Annotated in this window: 17 protein-coding genes; 3 read left to right on the top strand and 14 right to left on the bottom strand. The window is 62.3% G+C overall.

Going from position 1 to position 15,743, the window contains the following annotated elements; translation table 11 throughout:
* Nucleotides 1–4: 4 nt before the first annotated feature.
* The 5 genes from RPF88_RS13805 to RPF88_RS13785 all read right to left on the bottom strand — a co-directional run bounded on the left by RPF88_RS13805 (nt 5) and on the right by RPF88_RS13785 (nt 3,661).
* Nucleotides 5–1,051 (bottom strand): endonuclease/exonuclease/phosphatase family protein, encoded by a 1,047-nt coding sequence (locus RPF88_RS13805; RefSeq protein WP_337122611.1) that lies wholly within the window; start codon nt 1,049–1,051, stop codon nt 5–7.
* Nucleotides 1,052–1,122: 71 nt separating this feature from the next.
* Nucleotides 1,123–2,586 carry an AMP nucleosidase gene (locus RPF88_RS13800; RefSeq protein WP_128278158.1) on the bottom strand — a complete coding sequence of 488 codons (1,464 nt, stop codon included), beginning with the start codon at nt 2,584–2,586 and terminating at the stop codon, nt 1,123–1,125.
* A gap of 116 nt (nt 2,587–2,702) precedes the next feature.
* Complete coding sequence (locus RPF88_RS13795) at nt 2,703–2,897, bottom strand: hypothetical protein (RefSeq protein ID WP_013532616.1); 195 nt, start codon at nt 2,895–2,897, stop codon at nt 2,703–2,705.
* Nucleotides 2,898–2,936: 39 nt separating this feature from the next.
* Nucleotides 2,937–3,095: a hypothetical protein gene (locus tag RPF88_RS13790; RefSeq protein WP_023812838.1), complete on the bottom strand. Its 159-nt coding sequence runs from the start codon at nt 3,093–3,095 to the stop codon at nt 2,937–2,939.
* 224 nt (nt 3,096–3,319) lie between these two features.
* Complete coding sequence (locus RPF88_RS13785) at nt 3,320–3,661, bottom strand: DUF2147 domain-containing protein (protein ID WP_013532615.1); 342 nt, start codon at nt 3,659–3,661, stop codon at nt 3,320–3,322.
* A 446-nt stretch (nt 3,662–4,107) separates the two neighbouring features.
* On the opposite strand from RPF88_RS13785, the gene RPF88_RS13780 reads away from it, so the two are divergent.
* Complete coding sequence (locus RPF88_RS13780) at nt 4,108–4,374, top strand: SEL1-like repeat protein (RefSeq protein ID WP_013532614.1); 267 nt, start codon at nt 4,108–4,110, stop codon at nt 4,372–4,374.
* Between the two features lie 392 nt (nt 4,375–4,766).
* Nucleotides 4,767–5,888 carry an ABC transporter substrate-binding protein gene (locus RPF88_RS13775; RefSeq protein WP_013532613.1) on the top strand — a complete coding sequence of 374 codons (1,122 nt, stop codon included), beginning with the start codon at nt 4,767–4,769 and terminating at the stop codon, nt 5,886–5,888.
* Between the two features lie 91 nt (nt 5,889–5,979).
* Here RPF88_RS13775 and RPF88_RS13770 read toward each other — a convergent pair whose 3' ends face one another.
* The 8 genes from RPF88_RS13770 to RPF88_RS13735 form a co-directional block, all read right to left on the bottom strand.
* Nucleotides 5,980–7,962, bottom strand: coding sequence for an acetyl/propionyl/methylcrotonyl-CoA carboxylase subunit alpha (locus tag RPF88_RS13770; protein ID WP_337122606.1), 1,983 nt, complete (start codon nt 7,960–7,962; stop codon nt 5,980–5,982).
* Between the two features lie 163 nt (nt 7,963–8,125).
* A complete protein-coding gene (locus RPF88_RS13765) occupies nt 8,126–8,500 on the bottom strand; it encodes a hypothetical protein (protein WP_024505729.1) in 375 nt (124 codons plus the stop codon).
* A gap of 39 nt (nt 8,501–8,539) precedes the next feature.
* The gene (locus tag RPF88_RS13760) at nt 8,540–8,911 is read right to left on the bottom strand and encodes a hypothetical protein (protein ID WP_013532610.1); all 372 of its coding nucleotides are present in this window, start codon (nt 8,909–8,911) and stop codon (nt 8,540–8,542) included.
* A gap of 39 nt (nt 8,912–8,950) precedes the next feature.
* The gene (locus RPF88_RS13755) at nt 8,951–9,421 is read right to left on the bottom strand and encodes a hypothetical protein (RefSeq protein ID WP_318011939.1); all 471 of its coding nucleotides are present in this window, start codon (nt 9,419–9,421) and stop codon (nt 8,951–8,953) included.
* A gap of 93 nt (nt 9,422–9,514) precedes the next feature.
* On the bottom strand, nt 9,515–11,122 hold the full coding sequence (locus tag RPF88_RS13750) for a carboxyl transferase domain-containing protein (protein ID WP_013532608.1): 1,608 nt from the start codon (nt 11,120–11,122) through the stop codon (nt 9,515–9,517).
* A gap of 2 nt (nt 11,123–11,124) precedes the next feature.
* A complete protein-coding gene (locus tag RPF88_RS13745; protein ID WP_013532607.1) occupies nt 11,125–12,288 on the bottom strand; it encodes an isovaleryl-CoA dehydrogenase in 1,164 nt (387 codons plus the stop codon).
* A gap of 64 nt (nt 12,289–12,352) precedes the next feature.
* Nucleotides 12,353–13,003 carry a TetR/AcrR family transcriptional regulator gene (locus RPF88_RS13740; RefSeq protein WP_013532606.1) on the bottom strand — a complete coding sequence of 217 codons (651 nt, stop codon included), beginning with the start codon at nt 13,001–13,003 and terminating at the stop codon, nt 12,353–12,355.
* Between the two features lie 71 nt (nt 13,004–13,074).
* Nucleotides 13,075–13,359, bottom strand: coding sequence for an acylphosphatase (locus RPF88_RS13735; RefSeq protein WP_013532605.1), 285 nt, complete (start codon nt 13,357–13,359; stop codon nt 13,075–13,077).
* A gap of 175 nt (nt 13,360–13,534) precedes the next feature.
* Here RPF88_RS13735 and RPF88_RS13730 point away from each other — a divergent pair, with 175 nt between their 5' ends.
* The gene (locus RPF88_RS13730; protein ID WP_013532604.1) at nt 13,535–14,527 is read left to right on the top strand and encodes a bifunctional helix-turn-helix transcriptional regulator/GNAT family N-acetyltransferase; all 993 of its coding nucleotides are present in this window, start codon (nt 13,535–13,537) and stop codon (nt 14,525–14,527) included.
* Nucleotides 14,528–14,562: 35 nt separating this feature from the next.
* On the opposite strand, the gene RPF88_RS13725 is transcribed toward RPF88_RS13730, so the two are convergent.
* Nucleotides 14,563–15,675, bottom strand: a complete 1,113-nt coding sequence (locus tag RPF88_RS13725) for a pyridoxal phosphate-dependent aminotransferase (protein WP_013532603.1) — start codon at nt 15,673–15,675, stop codon at nt 14,563–14,565.
* Nucleotides 15,676–15,743 lie beyond the last annotated feature (68 nt).

Raw genomic sequence — 15,743 nt, 5'->3', positions numbered from 1 at the left:
TCCTTCAGCCTGGCGTCTTGCCGGCCTGGACAATGGCCGCGGTCGCGGTTTCATGTTCGTCGAGCGGCTTTTGCTGGTTCAGCCTGAGCGAGAACTCCACCATGACCGGGAGGTGATCCGAGCCGGTGTCTTCCAGCCGTGTCGCCGAATGGATAGTCACGCCGCCCTTGCTGAAAACCTGGTCGATCGGCAGGCCGGCGAAGCGCCGCAGGAAATCCGGCAGCCTGATGTGGATCCAGGTCGGGCCGGCGGAAGGCATGACGGTCAGCCCGCCAAGCGCCGCGACCCGCCGCACGGCGGCACTCCATGGGGCGGCATTGCAGTCGCCCGCCATGATGGCCGTCTCGCCGAGCGCGGAAAGCGGCTCCGTCAACTCGCCGATCTGCCAGTACTGCTCGCGTGGCCAGGGCCAGCTGAGATGGATCGCGGCGACATCGACGTCGATGCCGCCGAAGTCGACGGTCGCTGTCGCCATGGCACCACGCCTTTCGCAACGCGCCTCGGTGCCGGCGGCAAAGGGCCGCCGCGAGAGCAGCGCGACGCCGAATATCTTGTTAGGGTAAGGACAGAGGATCCGGTATGGATATGCGCTGCTGATATAGCCAAGCTCGGTCGCCCACATCGCCGACACCTCGTCCAGGGTGATCACGTCGGGATTGGTCCGGCCGATCAGCGACAGCACCTTCTTCGGGGTTGGATTGTCGTAGCGCAGGTTCATCTGCAGCAGCTTGTAGATCGCGCGGTCTTCGTTCTTGGCTTCATAGGCGGCCTGAACCGGCCACAAGCGGGAGAAGGACAGCGAGCCGGAAGTGGTGGCGAAGGCCGCCACGGCAAAAAGCAGTGCCACGGCCGCTTGCAGTCGAAATGTCGTGGCCAGCAGCGGCAACGCGCAAAGCGCCATCAGCACGGCAAGATGGACGCGGAAATGCGAGAAGGAATCCAAGGCGGGATGCAGCGTTCCGAAAAACCCGGCCACCAGCGCGATCGAACAGGCCAGCATTGCCAGGAATGCAACCGAAATCAGCAATGTCCCGAAGCCCGCTCTCTCCATGCCGCCTGCTTATCGGCAGTAATGCGGCTCAATCAAGATGACGAAATGCCCATGCGATGCGTGGAACCGGCCTACTGGAACGCCGTTTCCGAAAAACTTCTGAGCTTGCGCGAATGCAACCGCTCCATCGGCATTTCCGCGAGCTTCTCCATAGCCCTGATGCCGATGGTCAGGTGCTGCGCCACCTGGCGCTTGTAGAATTCGGTCGCCATGCCGGGCAGCTTCAACTCGCCATGCAGCGGTTTGTCCGAAACGCACAGCAGCGTGCCGTAGGGAACACGGAAGCGGAAGCCATTGGCGGCGATGGTCGCCGATTCCATGTCGAGTGCGATGGCGCGAGATTGCGACAGACGCTGTACCGGCCCACGCTGGTCGCGCAGTTCCCAGTTGCGATTGTCGATGGTGGCAACGGTGCCGGTGCGCATGATGCGCTTCAGGTCGTAGCCGGAAAGGCCGGTGACTTCGGCGACGGCTTCCTGCAACGCCACCTGGATCTCGGCCAGCGGCGGGATCGGCACCCAGACCGGAAGATCGTCGTCCAGCACGTGGTCCTCGCGCACATAGGCATGCGCCAGCACATAGTCGCCAAGCGCCTGGGTGTTGCGCAGGCCGGCGCAGTGACCGAGCATCACCCAGGCATGCGGCCTCAGCACCGCAATATGGTCGGTGATGGTCTTGGCGTTGGAAGGCCCGACGCCGATATTGACCATGGTGATGCCGCCATGTCCCGATTTCTTCAGGTGATAGGCCGGCATCTGCGGCAGGCGCGGCGGTGCAACGCCTTCGCTGGGCGCGCTCTGCCCGCCCTTGGTGATGACATTTCCCGGCTCGACGAACTCCGTGTATCCGCCGCCGCCATTGGCCATCAGGTCGCGGGCGCGGGCGACGAATTCGTCGATGTAGAACTGATAGTTGGTGAACAGCACGAAGTTCTGGAAATGCTGCGGCGTGGTTGCCGTATAGTGCGACAGCCGGTGCAGCGAATAGTCGATGCGCTGCGCCGTGAAGGGCGCCAGAGGCCTCGGCTCGCCGAAGGCGACTTCGAAGGTGCCGTTGGCGATCTGGTCGTCGGTGCCGTCGAGATCGGGCACGTCGAACAGGTCGCGGATCGGCCGCTTGATGCGCTCTGCCGTCGCGCCGTCGACATGGGTGCCTTCAAGGAAGGCGAAATGCAGCGGGATGGGTGTGGTCGATTCCGACACCGTGACCGCAACCCCATGATTGCGCATGATCAGGCGCAACTGCTCGACGAGGTAGCTTTCGAACAGGCCCGGCTGGGTGATGGTGGTGGAAAAATGCCCAGGCGTCGGCATATGCCCATAGGCCTGGCGCGAGTCGATCTGGGTGAATGAGTTGGTGGTGACGCCGATCTCCGGATAGAAGGCCCGGTAGCGCTTGCCATTATCACCGCCTGCTGCCGCCAATTCTGCGAAGGAGTCGCGCAGGAACCTGGTGTTGCGATCGTAAAGCGCCTGCAGTGCCTTGACGGCCTTTTCAGCGCTATCAAAGCTTTGCCGGCCAAAAGGCTCCGGCATGACGACAGATTCGATGGCTTGTGGGTAGATTCGCTTTTCCATGGCTCAATATAGAGACTTGGATCGGCACTTGGGAGGGGTGTCGCGACCGAAGGCGGCCAAAGCGCCGTTTTTCTTCAACCGCGCTGCAGGCTGACCAGAAGCACAAAGCCGACGCCGGACTTCTTCAGGGCCGGTGCGTCGATCGTCGAGCCGGCGTCAGCGCGCATCATCGGCACGGCCAGGACCGGAGCGGCCAGAACCGTCAGGATAAGCGCCGCCCGCGGCAGAAGCCGAAGGGTCTTGAGAACGTTGGCGGCGATGCGGTTCATGGCGTTCAGCTTTTCTTTTCGAGGTCTTGGTTTCTTTGTTCAGTTGCGAAGATGGGTGGGGCAGGCGAGGCGGCAGGTTCTGGAACTGGCTTCGTCCCAGGCGCGGGCCGGACGGCCCGCTTCAGCGACGAGGATGGCGAAGAACATTCCAAACAGGCTCACCAGCAGGCAGACGATGGTGAAGCGGCGAGCAAGCATTGGGTCGGTCTCCTTCAACACGCCGGAGAATGCCCTGATGCAACTGAACCGGCTCTGATGGCGGCGTTCATCTGCGGTTCAAGATGATTGACGGGGTTTCGACGGCGCCGGCGTCGGTTGGATAGCCGCCGGCCTCCATCGAGCATCACCGGCGCAGGATGTGTCGACAAAACGAAAACGGGGCCCGTCGGGGCCCCGTCATCAGGTCGGAAAGATGCGCTCGATCAGAGCTTGTGCCAGGTCTGGCTCTTGCAGATCAGCCCGCCGAGCACGCAGCCGCTCATCTTGAGAGAGGTGCCCGACAATGTCGCCTTGCCCGAATAGGTCTTGTCGTTTGCCGGATCGGTGATGTTGCCGGCATATTTGTTGTCGCCCGTCGCCTTGAGCGAGCCGATGGTCTTGCCGGCATATTTGCCGGACTTGAGCGTGATGGAAAACGAGCCGCCGCCAGCGATGGCTGCGGTGTCGCCGGCCTGCGTCTTCCAATTGCCCTCGATCGGATCGGCCCAGGCCGCACCGGCCATGATCAATGTGGCCGCAAGGGCCAGGCTCACTCTTCGAAACATGTCTTCCTCCCTTTAGATGTCCGGCCGGATGCTCCGCCTCGGTCTGCCGCTTACGCAAACGTAAGCTAATCCAGCTCCCGGCAAAACAAAAGCGGTGCCGCAACGGAAGACTTTCGGATTTTGAAGGGCCCCGAATGCGCCTCCTGGCCAAGGAAATGAAACGATCGGCGCATCGCCTTTGTCTCCTGTGGTTAGCGAAGTCTTGAATTGGCATCGGGAAATTTTCGTCAAATTTGACGCAAGCAGGCTGAATTGCTGGCTTTGTATCCTTAACGAATTTCCGCGTTTACCTCTTGTTTTAGCTTTGTTTTCCTCAAATTAAGCACGCCATTTAACGACGGATTCAAGCCTGCACGGCATTCTCGAAAGCATCGGAAGAGCAGCCGCCAAGGACGAAAGAAGGCAGCTCTCGGGAGCCTGACAGGGGCCGGAAACAGGGGATTGAAATGGCACGTTTTGAAATGCTTGAAGCAGGTTTCGGCGCCATGGGGGCAACTGCCCAGGCCGACATCCTTTTCGAACTGGGCATGATGTATGCGACCGGCCGCGATTGCGAGACCGATGTCGTTGCCGCCCACAAATGGTTCAACATCGCCGCCATCAAGGGCTCGGCCCGCGCCGCGGAACTGCGCTCGGAACTGTCGGCGGCCATGTCGAAGGTCGAGATCGCCACGGCGCTTCGCGAAGCCCGCGAATGGATGACCATGCACTGAAATCTGCCAATCGCAGACAGGCCTATCGAAGACAGGGAAGCTCCGGGATCAAGGCCGCACAGACGGCCGGACCCGGCGAAATTGAAGGCCGCGCAAGACGGTCACGAGGGCAAGAGAAAGAACGCGGCAGGCCGCAAGGCCCAGTCGTGCGCGACACAGGGAAGCTGAGCGGGATTTTTAGGGGCGGGGCGCCTGGAGATTGCTCGACGGGCAAAAAAGCCACGACCAGCCGGAACAAGGCTGGCGTGGGTTTTTGCGTGGATGACGTCTTGCAGGCCCAATCGAGCGGCGCCAATGCGCCTAGACAGGCCGAATGAAGGATGAAATTGTCCCGCCTCTCTGGAAGAAGCGTGGCCGGGGCGGCCGCGCGTGAGTGGAGGAGTTCTACCATCATGAAAAAATTGAGTATTTTGAACGCGGCCATATTCGGCCTGATGATGAGCACGCCGGTCGCATTCGCCGACGATATCACCTTTGCGGTGATCGGCCCGATGACCGGACAGCTCGCCACCATCGGCGATCAGTTCAAGCAGGGCGCACAGGCCGCTGCCGATGCGATCAACGCCGCTGGCGGCGTCAACGGGTCGATGATCAAGCTTGATATCGAAGACGACCAGTGCGATCCCAAGCAGGCGGTGTCGGTTGCCAACCGCGTCGTCGCCGATGGCGTCAAGTTCATCGACGGCCATGCCTGCTCGGGTTCGAGCATTCCGGCCTCGGCCGTCTATGCCGAAGCCGGCGCGCTGATGATGAGCCCGGCTTCTTCCAACCCGGTGCTGACCGACGCGGCCGCCAAGGCCGGCTGGCCGACGATCATGCGCCTTTATACGCGTGACGATGCGCAGGGCGCCTTCATCGGCCCATGGATCGCCAAGAAGTTCGCCGGCAAGAATGTCGTCGTCCTGCACGACAAGAGCGCCTACGGACAGGGCGTGGCTGACGCCGTCAGGGCAACGATGAATGCCGGCGGCCTCAAGGAGGTCTACTATGACGGCATCAACGCTGGCGAGAAGGACTATTCGGCTCTCGTTACCAAGCTCAAGGACTTGAAAGCCGACGTCGTCTATTTCGGCGGCTACCATCCTGAAGCTGGCCTGATCCTGCGTCAGTCGGCGGAACAGAACCTGAAGTTCCAGCTGATCATGCCGGACTCCATCGCCTCGCCGGAATTCTGGCAGGTCGCTGGCCCGGCCGGCGAGGGCACCATGTTCGTCTTCCCGTCGGATCCGCAGGCAAAGCCGGAAGCCAAGGCAGCCGTCGAGAAGATCAAGGCCGGCGGTTTCGTGCCGGAGGGCTTCACGCTGTTCTCATACGCCACCATCCAGGCATTCGCCGAAGGCATCAAGCGTGCCGGCAGCGACGATCCGGCCAAGGTTGCCGAGGCGCTGAAGAACGGCACGCCGATCAGCACCGTCGTCGGTAATGTCACCTTCGACGAGAAGGGCGATCTCAAGAATGCCAGCTACGACATCAACCAGTGGCATGACGGAAAATATGCGCCGATCGCGCAGTAATCGCCGGCCCGGCGACTGAATAGCATAGGGAAATGGCCGGGGTCGTCCCCGGCCATTTTCTTGTTTGCCCTGTAGTCTGCCTTTCGAACCGTCAGCTGGCTACAGCGGCCGAAGCGGCTTGTTCCTCGACGAACCGTACCAGCACCGTCCCGTCGGTCACCTGCACGCCCTCGGTGGCGATCTCGGCGATCACGCCGTCATGCGGCGCGGCGATGGTGTGTTCCATCTTCATCGCCTCCAGGATCAGCAGCGGTTGACCCTTGATCACGGCATCGCCCTTTCCCACGCGCACCAGCTTGACCAGTCCCGGCATCGGCGCGCGCAGGCTGCCTGAACCCGCCGCTGCCTCGTCGGCTCGTGCGAGCGGGTCCGGCACCGTAAAGGTGTAGCCGACGGCGCCTTCGAACAGGGTGATGTGGCCTGGCCAGCGGGCGAGGCGTGGTGTTGAGCGAAAATCATGCGAATTGGTGTCGTCATAGGGCTTGTCCAGCGTCACCTGGAACCGCCCGTCATGCCGCACCGAAACTTTCGCCACGATTTCGTCTTCGCCAAACTTCAAACGTGTGCGTCGCGCCACGCTGTGGAAATGCGCATAACCGGCAAGCGACGACCACGGATCGTTGGGTGACGGCGATGCTCCGGCGCCGGAGGCCGCAACGGCCGCGGCAGCGATGGTTTCGCCGGTCGGCGGCGCGACCTCGGTCAGCGCCGTCTGGTGCCTGGCGATCAGGCTGGTGTCAACATCGCCTGCGGCGAAATCCGGATCGGCGGCGAGAGCGGCAAGAAAGGCGGTGTTGACGGTCGAGCCGGCGATCTCGGTCCGGGATAGCGCCGCGCCAAGCGCCTCCAGAGCCGCCTGCCTGTCCGTTGCGTGGACGACCAGCTTGGCAATCATCGGGTCGTAATAGGGCGAGATGGCGTCACCCGCTCGCACGCCAGTCTCGATGCGAATCGTGGCGCCTTGCGGGGCCGCATCCGGAAATTTCAGATGATGCAGCGTACCGGTCGCCGGCAGGAACCCTTTTGCCGCGTCCTCGGCATAGATGCGCGCCTCGAAGGCATGGCCGACGAGCGCGATCTCGCTTTGCGTCTTGGGCAGCTTTTCGCCTGACGCGACCCGCAACTGCCACTCGACCAGGTCGGTGCCGGTGACCATTTCGGTGACCGGGTGCTCGACCTGCAGACGGGTGTTCATCTCCATGAACCAGAAGCGGTCGGCCTTCAGGCCCTGCGAGGCATCGACGATGAACTCGATGGTGCCGGCGCCTGAATAATTGATCGCCTTGGCGGCCTTCACTGCCGCCTCCGTCATCGCCTTGCGCAAAGCGGGCGTCATGCCGGGCGCCGGCGATTCCTCGATCACCTTCTGGTGGCGGCGCTGCGCCGAGCAATCGCGCTCGTAGAGATGCACGACATTGCCCAAATTGTCGCCGAAGACCTGCACTTCGACATGGCGCGGCTTGTCGACATATTTTTCGACCAGCACACGGTCGTCGCCGAACGCGGCTTTCGCCTCGCGCCGTGCGCTGGACAACGCCTCGGAAAACTCATCGGAATGCTCGACCCGGCGCATGCCCTTGCCGCCGCCGCCGGCGCGCGCCTTGATCAGCACTGGATAGCCGATCTCGCGCGCCTTGGAGGCAAGCAGCACGATCTCCTGCGCCTCGCCATGATAGCCCGGCACGACCGGCACGCCGGCCTTTTCCATCAGCCGCTTGGCGGCGTCCTTCAGCCCCATGGCACGGATAGAGGCCGCGGATGGGCCGATGAAAATAAGCCCCGCCGCTGTCACCTGGTCGACGAAATCGGGATTTTCCGACAGGAAGCCGTAGCCGGGATGAATGGCTTGCGCACCCGTTGCCAGGGCCGCCGCGATGATCTTGTCGCCGCGCAGATAGCTTTCGCCGACGGGCGAGGCGCCGATATGCACCGCCTCGTCGGCCATCTCGACATGCAGGGATTTTGCGTCGGCATCCGAATAGATGGCGACGGTACGCACGCCCAGCTTCCGAGCCGTACGGATGACACGGCAAGCGATCTCGCCGCGGTTGGCGATCAGGATCTTGGCGAACATGGAGCCTCCGCATGTAAGGTTCGAAGTCCATGGGAAGCATGGCGCTTGAACACCCCCCTCTGACCGGCAGGACAGAGGGGGGTGCTGTCTCGCGAGCCTTTTAAGCCCTCGGAGTAAACCTCTCCCTTACCAGGGAAGTGCTCTACCTTGCGGTCGGCTGTACCTACTTCGAGGCCGCGATCTCGCAACTGCCGCCGGTCGTGACTTTGTAGTGGCCGCGGGTGGACTGACAGGATTTCATCGCCAACTCTTCGGCCGTCTTTTGAGATGGTGCGTTGAGGTGGCCGCCGCAAACTATGTACGACGACATTATCCGTGCGTAGGGAGTGGTTGCGTACGCTGAATGGCCACCGGCCGCGACATAGGCCTTGTAGGCCTTGGTGCAGGGATCCTTGGGATTTCGCGGCAGGTACGGCGGGAAACGCTTGTCTCCCTCGCTTCCCGCCAGTGAGCCGGCCATGCCCGCTCCGGATGCTGCGAACACCAGCAATACAGCCAATATCGCCATGGCTGTTCGCTTGGAATTCGTGGATTTCATTTTGTCTTCCCCAAGGAGAAAAACCGGGCGCTTTCCGGTCTATTTGGACGCGGCGATGCTGCAGGCGCCGGCGACGGTAACCTTGTATTTGCTTTTGCTGGCCTGACAGGATTTCAGTGCCAGTTCCGCCGCCGCCTTTTGTGACGATGCATTCAGCTTCACGCCGCAAACGAAGTACTCGGTCGCCGGAACGATTGGCGTCGCCGCGAAAGCCGAATGGCCTGCGGCTGCGAGATACGCTGCATAGGCCTTCCCGCAGCCCCCGGTGGTTCCTATAGGAATGGTCACCGGGTAGCGCACGTCGCCCTTGCTGCCTGCCAGCGATCCGGCCATGGCAGCGGTGGAGGCCGCCACCATCAGCAAGCCTGCCACTATGGGGGTGGCTGCTCGTTTGCAGGTCCCGGATTTCATTCTGCTTCCCCCATTCGCAAAAAAGTCTCGGCCGGTTGCTTATTTCGATGACGAGATTGCGCAGCCGCCACTCGCGGTCTTGAGCTTCCACCGTGTCAACCCGGCCTGGCAATTGCGCAGCGCCGTCTCTTCCGCCGCCTTCTGGGACGGCGCGTTGAGCTTCGTCCCGCAGATGATGTAGAGGTCGACAACGCGCGAATAAAAGGTTGTGGCGTAGGCCGAATGGCCGCTCGCCGCGACGTAACCCTTGTAGGCAACGTTGCATTCGCCCGAACCCAAGGTCGGCGGAAAACGCACGTCTCCCTTGCGTCCTGCGAGCGATTCCGCCGAGCTGATGCCGGTCGCCGTTAATATTAGAAATGCGGAAAGTATCGAAGCAGCCGTTCCCTGGCAATATTTCAGTTTCATTTCCAGCCCGTCCCCATTGCCCCATGCTGGATAAACAGTAGCGAATATTTTGTCCCCCCGCCAGTTCACTGTTTGAGATTCGAAGCCGCCTATACTGACCAATCGCTTGGTCCATACAGTTCAGCCTTTTCACACGGCAGCAACGGCCTGCCGGTATAGTTCCGCCGTTTGGCTGTCGAAGTTGACCGTCCATTCTCACATCCGAAACACGCCAAAGCGCGTGTCCTCGATTTCGGCGTTGAGCGCGGCCGACAGGCTGAGCGCCAGCACGTCGCGCGTCTTTGCAGGATCGATGATACCGTCGTCCCAGAGGCGTGCGGACGAATAGAGCGGATGGCCCTCATGCTCGTATTTCATCAGGATAGGCTTCTTGAATTTCGCCTCTTCCTCGGCGCTCCATTCTCCGCCCTTGCGCTCGATGCCTTCGCGTTTGACCATGGCAAGCACCGTTGCCGCCTGTTCGCCGCCCATCACCGAGATGCGGGCGTTCGGCCACATCCACAGGAAGCGCGGTGAATAGGCGCGGCCGCACATGCCGTAATTGCCGGCGCCGAACGAACCGCCGATGATGACAGTCACCTTCGGCACCCTGGCGGTGGCAACCGCCATCACCAGCTTGGCGCCATCCTTGGCGATGCCGCCTGCTTCATATTTTCGACCGACCATGAAGCCGGTGATGTTCTGCAGGAAGACCAATGGAATTTTGCGCTGGCAGCACAGTTCGATGAAGTGCGCGCCCTTCAGCGCGCTTTCGGAAAACAGCACGCCGTTGTTGGCGATGATGCCGACCGGCACGCCATGGAGATGGGCAAAGCCGGTGATCAGCGTGGTGCCGTAATTCTGCTTGAACTCGTCGAATTCGGAACCGTCGACGACGCGCGCGATGACCTCGCGCGCGTCATAGGGCTGGCGCAGGTCGGTCGGCACGATGCCATAAAGTTCATCCGCCGGATGAAGCGGCGGAATCGCTCTCCTAGAGTTCAGGCTTACAGTCTTGTTCCGATTCAGGTTCTTGACGATGCGCCGGCAGATGGCGAGGGCATGGTCGTCGTCCAGCGCATAGTGGTCGGCAACACCGGAAAGCCTGGTGTGCACATCCGCACCGCCGAGATCCTCGGCACTGACATCCTCGCCCGTCGCCGCCTTCACCAGCGGCGGGCCGCCGAGGAAGATGGTTGCCTGATTGCGCACCATGATCGTCTCGTCGGACATTGCCGGCACATAGGCGCCGCCCGCCGTGCACGAACCCATGACGCAGGCGATCTGCGGAATGCCTGATGCCGACATGTTGGCCTGGTTGTAGAAGATGCGGCCGAAATGCTCGCGGTCGGGAAACACCTCCTCCTGGTTGGGCAGATTGGCGCCGCCGCTGTCGACGAGGTAGATGCAGGGAAGATTGTTCTGCAGTGCGATCTCCTGCGCCCGCAAATGCTTCTTCACGGTCAGCGGATAATAGGTGCCGCCCTTCACGGTGGCGTCGTTGACGACGACCATCACCTCGGTGCCTTCGACGCGGCCGATGCCGGCGATCATGCCGGCCGAAGAGATCTCCTCGCCATACATCGACCATGCCGCGAACTGGCCGATCTCGAGGAAGGGTGAGCCGACATCCAGCAATTGCGCAAGGCGCTCGCGCGGCAGAAGCTTGCCGCGCGAGACATGGCGCTCACGCGCTTCCTCCGAACCGCCGAGCTCGACGGTGGCGGCCTTTTCCGCAATGTCGGCGACCAGCGCCCGCATGCGCTCGGCGTTGGCACGGAAGGTTTCGGAGGAGGGGGAGATCTGGGTTTGCAACGTGGCCATACCTACACCCCCTCCGCCATGATCTCGCGGCCGATCAGCCAGCGGCGGATTTCGCTGGTGCCGGCGCCGATCTCGTAGAGCTTGGCATCGCGCAACAGGCGGCCGGTTGGATAGTCGTTGATGTAGCCGTTGCCGCCAAGCAGCTGGATGGCGTCGAGCGCCATCAGCGTCGCCTTCTCGGCGGCAAACAGCACGCAGCCGGCGGCATCCTTGCGCGTCGTCTGGCCACGATCGCAGGCGGCGGCGACGGCATAGACATAGGCGCGCGCGGCATTCAGCGTCGTGTACATGTCGGCCAGCTTGCCCTGCACCAGTTGGAACTCGCCGATCGCCTGTCCGAACTGCTTGCGCTCATGCACATAGGGGATTGCCACGTCGAGGCACGCCGCCATCAGGCCGATCGGGCCGCCGGCAAGCACCGTGCGCTCATAGTCTAGGCCAGACATCAGCACTTCGACGCCGCGCCCTTCCTCATGCAGCACGTTGTCGAAGGGCACCTCGACATCCCTAAACACCAGCTCGCCGGTGTTGGAGCCGCGCATGCCGAGCTTGTCGAGCTTTTGCGCCACGGAAAATCCGGCAAAAGCCTTCTCGACGATGAAGGCGGTGATGCCGCGCGATTTCTGGTCCGGATCCGTCTTGGCATAGACCACCAGCGTCTCGGCGTCCGGCCCGTTGGTGATCCACATCTTGGTGCCGTTGAGCACGTAGCGGTCATTGCGCTTTTCGGCGCGCAGCTTCAGCGAGACGACGTCCGAGCCGGCGCCGGATTCCGACATCGCCAGCGCGCCGACTCGCTCGCCCGAGCACAGCGGCGGCAGGTATTTTTCCTTCTGCGCCTGCGTCGCCCAGCGGTTGATCTGGTTGACGCAGAGGTTGGAATGGGCACCGTAGGAGAGGCCGACCGAGGCCGAAGCGCGCGAAATCTCCTCGACGGCGATCACATGGGCGAGATAGCCCATGCCGCTGCCGCCGAAATCGGGGTCGGCGGTGATGCCGAGCAGGCCGAGCGCACCGAATTCGCCCCACAGATGCGCCGGGAATTCGTTCGAGCGATCGATGTCGGCGGCGATCGGCGCGATCCGGTCCTGGGCAAAGCGCCGCACCATGTCGCGCAGCGCCTCGATCTCTTCGTCATGCCCGAAGCTGAGCGTGTTGGTGTACATTTTTCTCCTCCCTGCGCATGACCTCGAAAATCGACTTTGATTTCGGAAAGGGATCATGCGCGAATCAAAATGCTGCAGCGTCCTTTGCGCGTCCGAAGGGACGCGCGGCGCCGTAGGCGTCGATCTTCGCGCCGACGAGCCGCATTGTCATTGAAAGATATGTTGTGGTCACTTCAGCGATCGACAGCCGTTCGCCCGGCCGAAACCAGACGATGACGCCGGTCATCATCTGGATCAGCGCCATGGCGGTCAGCCCGGTGTCGTCGATGCTGAAGGTGCCCGTCTCGGCGCCGTCGCGCAGGATGGTGCGCAGCTCCTTCTCGTAGGCAGTGCGCATGCGCAGGATCTGCGTCAGCCTTTCCGGCGACAGGCTGCGCAATTCCATGTTCGACACATGCGTGGCGTGCCGTCGCTCGATGTGGAAAGTGATGTGGTTTTCGACATAGGCCGAAAGCCGCTGCACGGGATCCGCATTAACCGGGCGAGCTGTTTCCCACGCTTCGGTCAAACCTTCCATGTGCTCGCGCATCAGCGTGAACAGAAGCTCTTCCTTGGTCGGAAAGTAGCGGTAGAGTGCGGCCGCCTGTACGCCGACCTCGGCGGCGAGCTGTCGCATCGACATCGCCTCGTAGCCAAAACGCGCGATCAGATTGACCGCCGCCTCACGAATGGTCGCTTCGGTCTTTTCGCCATCAGACCCGGCGGTGCGTGCCATGTCAGCTCCTCCGCGGAGCAATAATAAAACGAACGTTTAATTAATTCAAGGCGCTCAATCCAAATCCGCCTTCATGCCACGATTCTGAACCCAACAGAGGCGTTGTCTGCCTCCAACTCCTCGACGTCGACCTTGGAAACCAAAGCCCCGGCCGGCCCTTTCCAGAGGCGCTCGATCATTGTCGAGACCTCCTCATCGAGGCCTGCGATCTCGGCCGTTACGGACCCGTCCGCTTCATTGCAAACCCAGCCCGCAAGACCAAGGCCCGTGGCCTCATCCCGGGCCCAGGCTCTGAAGCCGACGCCTTGCACGTTACCGTAGACGCGTGCGTGCACTTTCCTGCGATGACCAGCCATGAATCTCTCCAAGCCTGTCTCGTTTTGAATCTGGCGCACGGCCTGAGGAATGCAACCTGCGCGCGGACGCAATAGCTGGGCCTTCCGGCTTTAGCTGGCCTTCTGGCCTTGAATTTAATTGACTCAGTCCACTAATTTAGGAAAATGGAACTGCTTTATTAGGAGCTGGCCGCAAATGTTGGACGAACGCAACGCATTGGTGGCCGATGTCCGGCGCTTCAATCGCTTCTACACGCGCACTGTCGGCCTTCTCGACGAGACGCTGACACAAAGTGCATTCACTTTGACCGAGGCGCGCGTGCTGTTCGAACTGGGTCACCGCAGCAACCCGGCTTCCGCCGAAATCGCCGGCGAGCGAGGTTTCCTGGTTGGGGCTTTTCGGCTCGAGAATGGCCCGGCGGCCTCCGAAATATCGAGACAATTGCGTGTCGATGCCGCCTATCTGACGCGGATCCTGCGCAAGTTCGCGGGCCAGGGGCTGACCGAGGCCAGAACGGACCCGGCTGACCGGCGCCGAAGGGTCCTCTCGCTGACCGCAAGGGGCGAGGCAGCGCTTGCCAGGCTGCAGGCGGCGGCCGATCGGGATACGGCGCGGCTGATCGAAAGCGTACCCGACGACAGGTTGCATGAACTGCGCAGCGCCTTGCGCAAGGCGGGGGAATTGCTGGGTGATCCCACCCGTGAAAGCGGCGAGGTGACGTTGCGGCCGCACCGCGTCGGCGATGTCGGCTGGGTCGTGCAGCGCCAGGCCCAACTTTATGCCGAGGAATATGGCTGGACGATCGAGTTCGAGGCCATGCTCGCCGAGATCGGCGCCGATTTCATTCGCAATTTCGTGCCCGGCCGCGATTTCTGCTGGATCGCCGAGCGCGGTGGTCAGCCGGTCGGCGCGGTGTTCCTGGTTCATCAGGATGATAAGGTGGCCAAGCTGAGAATGCTGCATGTCGAGGCGTCGGCGCGCGGCTTCGGCATCGGCAAACGACTGGTGGCGGAATGCGTGAACCAGGCCCGGGCTTGCGGCTACGCCAAGCTAGTTCTGTGGACCAACGACATCCTCGTTGCGGCGCGCGCGATCTACGAACGTGCCGGCTTCAGGCTGGTCTCGCAGGAGCACCACCGCAGCTTCGGCAAGGATCTGACCGGCCAGACCTGGGAAATGGATTTGTAGGCGGCTTTTGCTGCCGGTTGCGCGCCAGCGGTATCCTAATTACCCCGCGCTGCCGCCAAAGCACCGGGAAGTTCCTCGGCAAAAATGTCGAGCTCGTGATCGAGGCCGACGCTGACGCGGATGCAGCGGTCGAGCCGTGGCACCATCGGCTTGCGGATGAAGACGTCGCGTGACAGCAGGGCTTGCAGAACTTTCAGCGCGAAGGCGCCATCGCCGCAGCAATCGATGGTGACGAAATTGGTCGCCGACGCCAGTGGCTTCAGCCCGTTCGCCTCGGCAATGCCGGCGATGCGTCGGCGGCCGGCCGCGACCCGCGCCACCACGCTTTGCAGATAGTGCTGATCGGCGAGCGCCTCGACGCCGGCGATCTGCGCCATGCGGCTGACGCCGTAATGGTTGCGGATCTTCTCGAAGTCGCGGATCACCTGGGCCTCAGCGATCGCATAGCCGCAGCGTATGCCCGCCAGCCCGTACGCCTTCGAGAAGGTGCGCATGCGGATGACGTTTGGCCTGGAGATATCGATCGGCGGCAGCGCCGAGGCCGGCCCGAGTTCGCCATAGGCCTCGTCGAGCACCAGCATGGTGGTTTCCGGCAGCGCCTCGATGAAGCGGATGATCTCGCTCGCCTCCCACCAACTGCCCATCGGATTGTCGGGGTTGGAGAGATAGACCAGCGGGGCCTTGTCCCTGTGCACCGCCGCCAGCAGGCCATCCAGGCTTTCCCGGTCGTTCTCGTAAGGGACCGTCACCAGTCGTCCGCCGACACCGGCGATGTGGAAGTTGAAGGTCGGATAAGCGCCGAGCGAGGTGACCACAGCATCGCCGGGCGCCACATACATGCGTGCCACCAGGGCGAGCAGGCCATCTATGCCTTCGCCGACAACGACGTTCTCTGCTTTTACGCCGTGATGCGCGGCTACCGCCACCTTCAGATCGTGATTGTCGGGATCGCAATACATCCACATGTCGCCGGCGATCTCGGCCATGCGGGCGATGACGCGCGGCGAGGGACCAAAGCTGCTCTCATTGGCGCCGATGCGGGCGCGAAAAGCGCGGCCACGCTCGCGCTCCTGCGCTTCGGGGCCGACAAACGGCACCGTCGAGGGAAGCGCTGCGATGAGCGGCATGAGGGGAGGGCGCTGATGCATGGTGGAAGCTCGCTTGAAAGGGCCTTCTTGCTAGCGCGCCGGATGGGTCGGTGCAAGTTGCCGCTGGG

It is taken from the genome of Mesorhizobium sp. ISC11, from assembly GCF_037162595.1.
Taxonomy (GTDB): domain Bacteria; phylum Pseudomonadota; class Alphaproteobacteria; order Rhizobiales; family Rhizobiaceae; genus Mesorhizobium; species Mesorhizobium ciceri.
Note: the sequence above shows the minus strand (reverse complement) of the source record. Positions and strands in the feature narration are given on the sequence as shown.

What these genes read in the sequence shown, in the direction of transcription:
- RPF88_RS13805 (WP_337122611.1), bottom strand. Translation starts at nt 1,051, where the DNA reads ATGGAGAGAGCGGGCTTCGGGACATTGCTGATTTCGGTTGCATTCCTG.
- RPF88_RS13800 (WP_128278158.1), bottom strand. Translation starts at nt 2,586, where the DNA reads ATGCCGGAGCCTTTTGGCCGGCAAAGCTTTGATAGCGCTGAAAAGGCC.
- RPF88_RS13795 (WP_013532616.1), bottom strand. Translation starts at nt 2,897, where the DNA reads ATGAACCGCATCGCCGCCAACGTTCTCAAGACCCTTCGGCTTCTGCCG.
- RPF88_RS13790 (WP_023812838.1), bottom strand. Translation starts at nt 3,095, where the DNA reads ATGCTTGCTCGCCGCTTCACCATCGTCTGCCTGCTGGTGAGCCTGTTT.
- RPF88_RS13785 (WP_013532615.1), bottom strand. Translation starts at nt 3,661, where the DNA reads ATGTTTCGAAGAGTGAGCCTGGCCCTTGCGGCCACATTGATCATGGCC.
- RPF88_RS13780 (WP_013532614.1), top strand. Translation starts at nt 4,108, where the DNA reads ATGGCACGTTTTGAAATGCTTGAAGCAGGTTTCGGCGCCATGGGGGCA.
- RPF88_RS13775 (WP_013532613.1), top strand. Translation starts at nt 4,767, where the DNA reads ATGAAAAAATTGAGTATTTTGAACGCGGCCATATTCGGCCTGATGATG.
- RPF88_RS13770 (WP_337122606.1), bottom strand. Translation starts at nt 7,962, where the DNA reads ATGTTCGCCAAGATCCTGATCGCCAACCGCGGCGAGATCGCTTGCCGT.
- RPF88_RS13765 (WP_024505729.1), bottom strand. Translation starts at nt 8,500, where the DNA reads ATGAAATCCACGAATTCCAAGCGAACAGCCATGGCGATATTGGCTGTA.
- RPF88_RS13760 (WP_013532610.1), bottom strand. Translation starts at nt 8,911, where the DNA reads ATGAAATCCGGGACCTGCAAACGAGCAGCCACCCCCATAGTGGCAGGC.
- RPF88_RS13750 (WP_013532608.1), bottom strand. Translation starts at nt 11,122, where the DNA reads ATGGCCACGTTGCAAACCCAGATCTCCCCCTCCTCCGAAACCTTCCGT.
- RPF88_RS13745 (WP_013532607.1), bottom strand. Translation starts at nt 12,288, where the DNA reads ATGTACACCAACACGCTCAGCTTCGGGCATGACGAAGAGATCGAGGCG.
- RPF88_RS13740 (WP_013532606.1), bottom strand. Translation starts at nt 13,003, where the DNA reads ATGGCACGCACCGCCGGGTCTGATGGCGAAAAGACCGAAGCGACCATT.
- RPF88_RS13735 (WP_013532605.1), bottom strand. Translation starts at nt 13,359, where the DNA reads ATGGCTGGTCATCGCAGGAAAGTGCACGCACGCGTCTACGGTAACGTG.
- RPF88_RS13730 (WP_013532604.1), top strand. Translation starts at nt 13,535, where the DNA reads ATGTTGGACGAACGCAACGCATTGGTGGCCGATGTCCGGCGCTTCAAT.
- RPF88_RS13725 (WP_013532603.1), bottom strand. Translation starts at nt 15,675, where the DNA reads ATGCATCAGCGCCCTCCCCTCATGCCGCTCATCGCAGCGCTTCCCTCG.